This is a genomic window from Streptomyces aureoversilis, assembly GCF_042657885.1.
Classification (GTDB): Bacteria; Actinomycetota; Actinomycetes; order Streptomycetales; family Streptomycetaceae; genus Streptomyces; species Streptomyces aureoversilis.
The window spans coordinates 149,752-160,666 of the sequence record NZ_JBHSKJ010000001.1 but is presented as its reverse complement, the minus strand read 5'-3'; the positions used below and the strand labels follow the sequence as shown (position 1 = coordinate 160,666).

Sequence of the window (10,915 nt, the reverse complement as noted above, 5' to 3'; positions counted from 1 at the left end):
ATTACTTGGCGTCGCTGCGGTCGAGTGCGGTCCGCACGAGATCGGCGATGTTCATGCTCTTGATGTCCGTCAGGCTCCGGGCGGCCGCGGCCGCGGCGTCGTCGTCCGGGCCCGGGCCGGGGTCCGGGGCGGGGCCGGCGGCGGTGTCCGGTCCGGACAGCGCCCGCAGGGAATCCAGCAGGCCGGCTTCGCGGATCCGAGCCAGGGGGATGCCCGCCAGCAGGTCGCGCAGGCGTGCGTCGTCGGCTTCCGCGGCCGGTGCCGCAGCGGTGCCCGGCGGGTCCGGTACGAGCCGGGTGAGCAGGTAACCCGCCAGCGCGGCCGGGGTGGCGTAGTCGAAGATCATCGTGGAGGGGAGCCGCAGCCCGCTCACCGCGTTGAGCTTGTTGCGCAGTTCCACGGCGGCGAGCGAGTCGAAGCCCAGCTCGGTGAAGGCGCGTCTGGGTTCGACCGACGCCGCGCCGTCGTGGCCGAGCACGGCGGCGACCTCGGCGCGGACCGCCTCCAGGACCGCGTGGTCGTGGTCGGCGGCCGGCAGGGTCTCCAGCCGGCGGGCCAGCGGCGCCCTGCCGGCGTCCCCCGGGCCGCTCTCGCCGCTCGCCTCGCGCCGGGGCGGGGCGGCGACGAGGCCGCGCAGGACGGCCGGTACGTCGCCGGCCCGGCGGCGCAGTGCCCCGAGGTCCAGCCTGACGGGCACGAGCGTCGCGGCGTCGGCCAGGAGGGCGGCGTCGAGGAGCGCGAGTCCGTCGGCGGGTTCGAGGGCGCCGATGCCGGCCCGGGCGATGCGCTGCCGGTCCGCCTCGTCGAGCTGCCCGCCCATGCCCCCGGGCTGGTCCCACAGGCCCCAGGCCAGGGAGAGGGCGGGCAGGCCGGCGGCCCTGCGGTGCGCGGCGAGCGCGTCGAGAAACACGTTGGCGGCCGCGTAGTTGCCCTGGCCCGTGGCGTCCAGCGTGCCCGCCGCCGAGGAGAACAGGACGAAGTTCGCCAGGTCCTGACCCTCGGTCAGCTCGTGCAGGTGCCACGCGGCGTCGGCCTTGGGTGCGAGCACCGTGTCGATCCGCGCGGGCGTCAGCGAGCCGATCAGGCCGTCGTCCAGGACGCCCGCGGTGTGCACGACGCTGCGGACGGGGTGCTCGGCGAGCAGGGCGGCGAGGGCGGCCCGGTCCGCGACGTCGCAGGCGACCACGTGGGCCTGCGCGCCGAGTCCGGCCAGTTCCTCCTGCAGCTGCCGCGCTCCCGGGGCGTCGGGGCCGCGGCGCCCGGCGAGGACCAGGCTGCGGACCCCGTGGCGCTGCACGAGGTGGCGGGCCACCAGCGCGCCGAGGCCGCCGGTGCCGCCGGTGATCAGCGTGGTGCCCCAGTCCGGGGCGTCGTCCCGGTCGCCGGGAGCGCCGTCCGGAGCGGCGGCCGCGGCCAGCCGCGGCACCAGCACCTCGCCGTCGCGCAGCACGACTTCGGGCTCCCCCGAGTCGAGGGCGGCGGCCAGGGCGGCCAGGGACGGCGGCCCGTCGCCGGTGCGGGCGAGGACGATCCGGCCCGGGTCCTCGGCCTGCGCCGCACGGACCAGGCCGCGTACGGGGGCCCCGGCGAGTCCGGTCCCGCTCAGCACGACGAGCTTCGCCGCGGCGAACCGCTCGTCCGCCGACCACTGCTGGAGGGTGCCGAGCACGCCGTGCAGGGCCGACCGTACGGCCGCGGGCACGTCGCCGGATTCCGGCCGTACGGGCAGGAGGACCGCGTCGGGCGCGGTGGCGCCGAGCGAGGCGAGGTCCGGGGACGCGGGCAGGCCGAGCCCGAGGTCGTCGGTGCCCAGCACCGCGAACCGGCGGTCGCTGCCGCTCCCTGCGGGCGCCTGCGGCAGCGGCAGCGGCACCTGCTCCACGGCGAACAGCGCGTCGTGGCCCGCGGTCAGGCGGCCGGCGGCGACGGGCCGGGTGGCGTAGGACCCGATGGTCGCGAGCGGCCGGCCGGAGGGGTCCGCCAGCTCGATCCGTACGCTCCCGGCCGCCGCCCCGCCCCCGCCGCCGGTGCGGGAGAGCCGGACGCGGGCCGCCGAGGCGCCGGTGGCGTGCAGGGCGACGTCCTCCCAGGCGAAGGGGAGCCGCACCCGGCCGTCGTCCTCCGCGGTCCCGTCGTCGAAGAGCGAGGTGACGTGCAGGGCCGCGTCGAGGAGCGCGGGGTGCAGGCCGTAGGCGGCCGCTTCGGCCCTGGCCGGGGCGGGGAGCGCGAGTTCGGCGAAGAGCTCCTCGCCGCGGCGCCAGACGGCCCGGACGCCGCGGAAGACGGGCCCGTAGGCGAAGCCGTCGGCCTGCAGGCTGTCGTAGAGCCCGGCGGCGTCGACCGGGTCGGCGCCCGGCGGCGGCCACTCGGCGAGGGGCTGCGGCTGCGGTCCGTCCCGGTCGGTGAGGAGCGCGGTCGCGTTGCGGGTCCAGCCCGCGCCGGGCGCGGCGCCCTCGGGCCGCGAGAAGATCTCCGCCGTGCCGCCTTGGGCCACCACCTGGAGCTGTACGGCTCCGCGCTGCGGAATGACCAGGGGCGCTTCGAGCGTGAGCTCCTCCAGGACGGGGCGTCCCGTCAGGTCGCCGGCGCGGATGGCGAGGTCGACCAGCGCGGCCCCGGGCAGCAGCACGGTGCCGAGGACGGCGTGTTCGGCGAGCACGGGGTGGGTGGCGAGGGAGAGCCGCCCGGTCAGCAGGACGCCGTCGGAGCCGGCCATCCGGATCTCCGCGCCGACCAGCGGGTGGTCGAGCGGGGTCTGGCCGAGCCCGCCCGCGTCGCCCTTGCGCGCGGGGACGTCGAGCCAGAAGCGCCGGTGCTGGAAGGCGTACGTCGGCAGGTCGGTCCGCAGGTCGGCCGGCCGGCCGGTGCGGCCGCCGTGGAGCACGGACCAGTCGACGCCGGCGCCGCGCGTGTGGACCCGGGCCAGGGCGCCGAGCAGTTCGCGCACCTCGGGCCGGTCCTTGCGGGAGACCGCCGTGAACTCGGCGGCGTCGGTGCAGTCCCGGCCCATCGCGGCGAGCACCGCGTCGGGGCCCAGCTCCAGGAAGGTGGTGACGCCCTGCGCCTGCAGGGCGGCGACGGCGTCCGCGAAGCGCACGGTCTCGCGCACGTGCCGGACCCAGTACTGCGGGGAGCGCAGCTCCGCTCCGGTGGCCGGGCGGCCGGTCAGCGTCGAGACGAGCGGGATGACGGGGTCGGCGGCCGTGAGCCCGGCCATGACCTCGCCGAACTCCGCCAGCATGGCGTCCATGTGGTGCGAGTGGAAGGCGTGGGAGACCCGCAGCCGCTTGGACCTGCCGAAGCCCTCCGCGAGGGCGAGGACCGCGTCGGCGTCACCGGACACCACGACCGAGCGCGGCCCGTTGACGGCGGCGATGCTCATCCCCTCGTCCAGCAGGGGCGCCACCTCGTCCTCCGCCGCCCGCACCGCGACCATCGCGCCGCCCTCGGGCAGCGCCTGCATCAGGCGGCCGCGCGCCGAGACGGCCGCCACCGCGTCCTCCAGCGACCAGACCCCCGCGACGTGCGCGGCCGCGAACTCGCCGACGGAGTGGCCCGCCAGCCAGTCCGGGCGCAGCCCGAAGGACTCCAGCAGGCGGAACAGCGCCACCTCCGTGGCGAACAGGGCGGCCTGGGTGCAGGCCGTCCGCTCCAGCAGCCCGGCGCGGTCGAAGCCGTCGTCGGGGCTGCCGAACAGGACCTCGGCCAGCGGCCGTTCCAGCGACTTGTCCAGCAGCGCGGCGGCCCGGTCGAAGTGCTCGGCGAAGACGGGGAAGGCCTCGTACAGCTCACGGCCCATGCCGAGCCGCTGCGAGCCCTGGCCGGAGAACAGGAACGCGAGCCCGCCCTCGGTGACCGAGCCGGTGACCAGGCCCGGCGCGGACGTCCCCTGCGCGAGCGCGGAGAGGCCGGCCTCGGCCTCGGCGCGGTCGGCCGCCAGGATCACCGCGCGGTCCCGGTGCGCGGTGCGGGCCGTCGCCAGCGCGAGGGCCAGGTCGGCCACTCCGGTGCCGGTCAGGGGCAGCAGCCGGGCGGCCTGGTCGCGCAGGGCGGCGGTGCCGCGGGCCGAGACGGGCAGCGCCACGAGCGCGGGGGCCGGGGCCTCGCCGGGCCCGGTCTCCGCTGCGGGTACGGCCTCCTCCGCCGCGGCCTCCTCCAGGATCACGTGGGCGTTGGTGCCGCTGATGCCGAACGAGGACACCCCGGCCCGGCGCGGGCGGCCGTCCTGCTCCCACGGCCGGGCCTCGGTGAGCAGGTCCACCGCCCCGGCCGACCAGTCCACCTGGTCCGAGGGGGCGTCCACGTGCAGCGTCCGGGGCAGCACCCCGTGGCGCATCGCCATCACCATCTTGATCACACCGGCGACGCCGGCCGCCGCCTGGGTGTGACCGATGTTCGACTTGATCGAGCCGAGCCACAGCGGCCGGTCCGCCGGCCGCTCCTGCCCGTACGTGGCGAGCAGGGCCTGGGCCTCGATCGGGTCGCCGAGCGTGGTGCCGGTGCCGTGGGCCTCGACGGCGTCGACGTCGGCGGCGGTCAGCCCCGCGCCGGACAGGGCGGCGCGGATCACCCGCTGCTGGGACGGCCCGTTGGGGGCGGTCAGGCCGTTGGAGGCGCCGTCGGAGTTGATCGCGCTGCCCTTGAGGACGGCCAGGACGCGGTGGCCGTTGCGGCGGGCGTCGGAGAGCCGCTCCACCACCAGGACGCCGACGCCCTCGCCCCAGCCGGTGCCGTCGGCCGCGGCGGCGAAGGACTTGCAGCGGCCGTCGGCGGCCAGGCCGCGCTGCCGGCTGAAGTCCACGAACGTGTCGGGGGTCGACATGACGGTCACGCCCCCGGCCAGGGCCAGGGAGCACTCGCCCTGCCGCAGGGCCTGCGCCGCGAGGTGCAGGGTGACCAGCGAGGACGAGCAGGCCGTGTCGACGGTGACGGCCGGTCCCTCCAGCCCGAGCGCGTAGGCGACCCGGCCGGAGACGACGCTGCCGAGGTTGCCGTTGCCGAAGTACGCGGCGACGTCCTCGGGCACGTCCGTCAGCCAGGTGCCGTAGTCGTGGTACATCACGCCGGCGAACACGCCGGTGCGCGAGCCGCGGACGGCCGCGGGGTCGATGCCGGCCCGTTCCAGCGCCTCCCAGGAGACCTCCAGCAGCAGGCGCTGCTGGGGGTCCATGGCGACGGCCTCGCGCGGGCTGATGCCGAAGAAGTCGGCGTCGAACTCCGCGGCGTCGTAGAGGAAGCCGCCCTCGCGGGCGTACGTCTTCCCGGGCGTGCCCGGCTCGGGGTCGTAGAGCGCGTCGGCGTCCCAGCCGCGGTCCCCGGGGAAGGCCCCGATGCCGTCGACGCCGTCGGCGACGAGCTGCCACAGCTCCTCGGGCGAGCACACGCCGCCGGGGTAGCGGCAGCTCATGCCGACGATGGCGATGGGCTCGTCCGCGGCGGCGGGGAGCTCCGTGGGCCGCGGCGGGGCGTCCTGTGCGGTGCCGAAGAGCGTGTCGCGGATGTGGTCGGCCAGGATCACCGGGGTGGGGTAGTCGAAGACGAGGGTGGCGGGCAGGCGCAGCCCGGTCGCCGTGTTCAGCCGGTTGCGGAGCTCGACGGCCGACAGCGAGTCGAAGCCGGTCTCGGTGAAGGCCCTGGCCGGGTCGACGGCGGCGGCGCCCTCGTGCCGCAGGACGGCCGCGACCTCGGTGCGGACGAGCTCCAGCAGCGTGCGGTCCCGCTCGGCGGGCGGCAGTGCGGCCAGTGGGCCGCCGGTGGTGGGCAGGGCCGGTGCCTGCGCCGCGGCGGCCCGCCGCGCGAGGGGACGCACCAGCCCGCTGAGCAGCGGGGGTATGCCGCCCGGCCGGGCCCGTACGGCGGCGGCGTCGACCTCGGCGGGTACGAGCCGGGGTTCGCCGGAGCGGACGGCGGCGTCGAACAGGCGCAGGGACCGCTCGGCGCTCAGCCCGGGCAGCCCGTACTGCGCGATGCGCGCCAGTGCCGTCGCGTCGAGGTCCGCGCCCATCCCGGCGTCGGTCGCCCACAGGCCCCACGACAGTGCGGTGACGGGCAGTCCGAGGGAGGCCCGGTGGTCGGCGAGGGCGTCGAGGAAGGCGTTGGCCGCGGCGTAGTTGCCCTGTCCGGCGCCGTCGAGCACGGCGGCCAGGGAGGAGAAGAGGACGAATGCCTTCAGGTCCCGGCCGCGGGTGAGCTCGTGCAGGTGCCAGGCTCCCTCCGCCTTGGCCCGGAACACCTCGTCGAGCAGCTCGCCGGTGAGCGAGCCGATCACGCCGTCGCGCACGGTGCCCGCGGCGTGGACGACCGAGTCGACGGGGTGGGCGGCGAGGAGCCCCTCGACGGCGGCCCGGTCGCCCACGTCGCAGGCCACGACGGTCACGCCGGCGCCCAGCGCGGTGAGTTCGGCCTCCAGCGCGGGCGCGGATCCCCTCCTGCCGGCCAGCACCAGGCTGCGGACGCCGTGGGTGCGCACCAGGTGCCGGGCCAGGATGCCGCCGAGGCCGCCCGTGCCGCCGGTGATCAGTACGGTGCCCCAGTCCGGTGCCGCGCCCCGCGCGGGCTGCACGGCGGTCAGCCGGGGGACGCTCAGTTCCCCGCCGGAGAGGGTGAGTTCGGGCTCCCCGGTGGCCAGGGCGGCGCTCAGGTCGGCGTCGGAGGGGGCGGCGTGCGGGCCGTCGTGCTCCAGCAGGACGAAGCGGCCCGGGTTCTCCGCCTGGGCCGAGCGCACCAGGCCGCGGACCGGCGCGTGGGCCGGTCCCGCGGAGGTGACGACGACCAGGCGCGCGGCGGCGAAGCGGTCGTCGGACAGCCAGGACTGCAGGGCGCGCAGGGCGTCTGCGGCGGCGGCCCGCCCCGCGGTGGCGAAGTCGCCCTCGTGGTCCCCGGCGCGGTGGACGACCGCGTCCGGCACCGGCCCGGTCCATGCGTCGTCCAGCACGTCGCCGAGCGCGGCCGTGCTCAGCGGCGGGGCCTGCGCGGGCCGGGCCGCGGGCACCGGCCGTACCGCGTAGAGCGGTTCGGCGTCCGGCACCGGGCGTGAGGTGAGGCCGCCGATGGTGGCGACGGGGGCCCCGGTGGCGTCGGCGAGCCGGAGGGAGAGCGTGTCCTTGCCGTCGCGGGAGATCCGGACCCGCACCGCCGAGGCACCGACCGCGTGCAGGCGGACCTCGCTCCAGGCGAACGGGACGAGTACCTCCGGGCGGGCCTGCTCCCCGAGGTCGGCGGCGTGCAGGGCCGCGTCGAGCAGCGCGGGGTGCAGTCCGAATCCGGCCGCGTCCGCCGCCGTGGCCGGGTCCAGGGCGACTTCGGCGCAGATGTCGTCGCCGTGCCGCCAGGCCGCGCGCAGACCCTGGAAGGCGGGCCCGTATCCGTAGCCCTGGGCGGCCAGGTCCGCGTAGACGCCGTCGAGGCCGATGGGCTCGGCGCCCTCCGGCGGCCAGGCGTCGAGGGGTGCCCCGGGCGGCGCGGCGGCGGCGACGAGGACGCCGGTGGCGTGCCGGGTCCACGCGCCGGGCTCCGCTCCGTCGGGCCGGGAGTGGACGGTCAGCGGGTGGCGTCCCGAGGCGTCGGGTTCGCCGACGGCGACCTGCACCGCCACTCCCCCGTCGGCGGGCAGTTCCAGCGGGGCGCCGAGGGTCAGCTCCTCGAGGGTGGTCGCGCCGGCGTGGTCGCCCGCGCGCAGGGCCAGTTCCACGAACGCCGTGCCGGGGAAGAGCACGCGGCCGGAGATGACGTGGTCGGCCAGCCAGGGGTGCGTACGGAGCGAGAGGCGGCCGGTCAGGACCACCTGGTCGGCGCCGACGGCGACGACGGCGCCCAGCAGCGGGTGGCCGGCGGGGAGCTGTCCGAGGCCGGTGGCGTCCGCGCCGGCCGTGCCCGGCTCCAGCCAGAACCGCTTGCGCTGGAAGCGGTAGGTGGGCAGGTCGATCCGCCGGCCGCCGCGGCCGGCGTGGAAGCGCGCCCAGTCGACGTGCACGCCGCGGCCGTGGGCCAGGGCGAGGGCCGATACGGTCTCGTGCTCCTCGGGCCGGTCGCGGCGCAACAGCGGGGCGAAGGCGAGGCCGGTTCCTTCGGCGCATTCCTCGGCCATCGCGCTGAGCACGCCGTCGGGGCCGAGCTCCAGGAAGGTACGGACTCCGGCTTCCTCAAGGCCGCGCACGGCGTCGTGGAAGCGCACCCGCGCGCGGACGTGCTCGACCCAGTAGCCGGGGCTGCACAGTTCGTCGGTGGTGAGGGCGCCGGTGACGGTCGAGACGACGGGGATCCGCGGCTCCGCGTAGGTCAGCACCTGGGCGATGCGGCGGAACTCCGCCAGCACCGGTTCCATCAGCGGCGAGTGGAAGGCGTGGCTGACCTGCAGGCGCTTGGTGCGGTGGCCCCGTGCGGCGAGGGCTTCGGCGATGCGGGCGACCTCGTCCCCGTCGCCGGATATCACCACGGACGCGGGGCCGTTGACGGCGGCGATGCCGGTGCGCGGGGTGAGCAGGGGCGTCACGTCGGCTTCGGCGGCCTGCACCGCGACCATGGCGCCGCCGGCGGGGAGCTGCTGCATGAGGCGGCCGCGCGCGGCCACGAGGATCGCCGCGTCCTCCAGCGTCAGCACGCCGGCCACGTGGGCGGCGGCGAGCTCGCCGATCGAGTGCCCGGCGAGGTAGTCGGGCCGCACGCCCCAGCTCTCCATGAGACGGAACAGCGCGACCTCGACGGCGAAGAGGGCGGGCTGGGCGTATTCCGTGTCGTGCAGCCGCGCGGCCTCCGGCGTGTCCGCCTCCGCGAACAGCACGTCGCTCAGGGGCGGTTGGAGCTGCATGTCGAAGTGGGCGCAGACTTCGTCGAGCGCGTCGGCGTAGGCCGGGAAGGCCCCGGCCAGGCCGCGTCCCATCGCGAGGCGCTGGCTGCCCTGGCCGGTGAAGAGGAACGCGAGCCCGCCGGGCCCGGCCACGCCGGTGGGGGCGGTGCCGCAGGCGAGGGCCGCCAGGGCGTCCTGCAGTTCGCCGCGGTCGCCGGTGACGATCGCGGCGCGGTGCGTCAGCGCTGCGCGCGTGGTGGCCAGGGAGAGGGCGAGGCCGGCCAGGGGCGCCTCGGCGGCGAGGGGCAGCAGCGCGGACGCCTGGGCGCGCAGGGCCTGTTCGCCGCGGGCCGACAGGAGGAAGGGCAGCACACCGGGGGTGCCCTCGTCCGCGGGCGCGGTGCCGGCCGGTTCGGCGTCCGCCGCTTCCGCCGCGTCCTGCTCGGGATGCTCGACGATGAGGTGCGCGTTGGTGCCGCTGACGCCGAACGACGAGATGCCGGCGCGTCGCGGGCGGCCCGTCTCGGGCCAGGGCCGGCCCTCGGTGAGCAGTTCCACGGCCCCCGACGACCAGTCGATGTGCGGGCTGGGCGCGTCGACGTGCAGGGTCCGCGGCAGGTGGCCGTGGCGCATGGCGAGGACCATCTTGATCACCCCGGCGACGCCGGCGGCGCCCTGGGTGTGGCCCAGGTTCGACTTCACCGAGCCGAGCAGCAGCGGCTCGCCGCCGTTCCGCTCCTGCCCGTAGGTCGCGAGGAGCGCGTGGGCCTCGATGGGGTCGCCGAGCGTGGTGCCGGTGCCGTGCGCGTCGACGGCGTCGACGTCGGCAGCGGTCAGCCCGGAGTTGGCCAGGGCCTGGCGGATGAGGCGCTGCTGGGCGGCGCCGCTGGGCGCGGTGAGGCCGTTGCTGGCGCCGTCCTGGTTGACGGCCGAGCCGCGGACGACGGCGAGCACGCGGTGGCCGTTGCGCCGGGCGTCGGAGAGCCGTTCGAGGACGAGGACGCCGGCGCCCTCGGCGAATCCGGTCCCGTCGGCCGCGGCCGCGAAGGCCTTGCACCGGCCGTCGCGCGCGAGGCCGCGCTGGCGGCTGAACGCGGTGAAGACGCCGGGTCCGCCCATCACGGCGACGCCGCCGGCGAGCGCCAGCGAGGACTCCCCCTGCCGCAGGGACTGGCAGGCCAGGTGGATGGCCACGAGGGAGGCCGAGCAGGCGGTGTCGACGGTGACGGCCGGCCCCTCCGTGCCGAGGATGTAGGCGACGCGGCCGGAGATGACGCTCGGCGCGTTGCCGGTGAGCAGGTAGGCGTCGAGGCCGTCGGGCGCGTCGTGCAGGCGCGGGCCGTACTCCTGCACCTCGGCGCCGAAGAACATGCCGGCCGCGCTGCCGCGCAGGCCCGTCGGGTCGATGCCGGCGCGCTCCAGCGCCTCCCACGCGGTCTCCAGCACCAGCCGCTGCTGGGGGTCCATCGCCGGGGCCTCGCGCGGGCTGATCCCGAAGAAGTCGGCGTCGAACCGGGTGGCGGTGTCCAGGAATCCGCCGGCGCGCACGTAGCTGCGCCCCGGTGCCTCGGGGTCGTCGTCGAAGAGGTTGTCCAGGTCCCAGCCGCGGTCCTCGGGGAAGCCGGACAGCACCTCGCCGCCGTCGGCCAGCAGCCGCCACAGCTCCTCCGGCGAGTCGATGCCGCCCGGGAAGCGGCAGCCGATCCCCACGACGGCGACGGGCTCGTCGGCGGGCCCGGCCGCGGTGGCCGCGGGCACCGGAGCGGGCCGGGCCGCGGCGTCGCCCAGGGCCCCGGACAGCAGCCGTTCGGCGAGGGCGACGGGGGTCGGGTGCTCGTAGGCGAGCGTGACCGGCAGGTCGAGGCCGGTCTCCGCGCTCAGCCTGCGGTGCAGGTCGACCGCCGCCAGCGAGTCGAAGCCCAGCTCGACGAAGGGGAGCGTGAGGTCCAGGGTTCCCAGGGCGTCGGGCCGGGCCGCCCGCAGCGCCGCCGACGCGTGGGCGTGCACGAGGTCGAGGACCACCCTGCGGTGTTCCGACGGCGCGGTGGTGGCCAGCAGCCGGGCCAGTGCTGAATCGGAACTGGGCTCGTTCATCCGCGCATCTCCACTTTCGGCCGAAACCGTTTTCCC

At 77.1% G+C, this 10,915-nt stretch carries 1 protein-coding gene; it reads right to left on the bottom strand.

Features of this window, described 5'->3' with window-relative positions; genetic code table 11:
- Position 1 precedes the first annotated feature (1 nt).
- Positions 2–10,879: an SDR family NAD(P)-dependent oxidoreductase gene (locus ACFPP6_RS00650; RefSeq protein WP_382035671.1), complete on the bottom strand. Its 10,878-nt coding sequence runs from the start codon at positions 10,877–10,879 to the stop codon at positions 2–4.
- Positions 10,880–10,915: the final 36 nt, after the last annotated feature.

What these genes read in the sequence shown, in the direction of transcription:
- ACFPP6_RS00650 (WP_382035671.1), bottom strand. Translation starts at nt 10,879, where the DNA reads ATGAACGAGCCCAGTTCCGATTCAGCACTGGCCCGGCTGCTGGCCACC.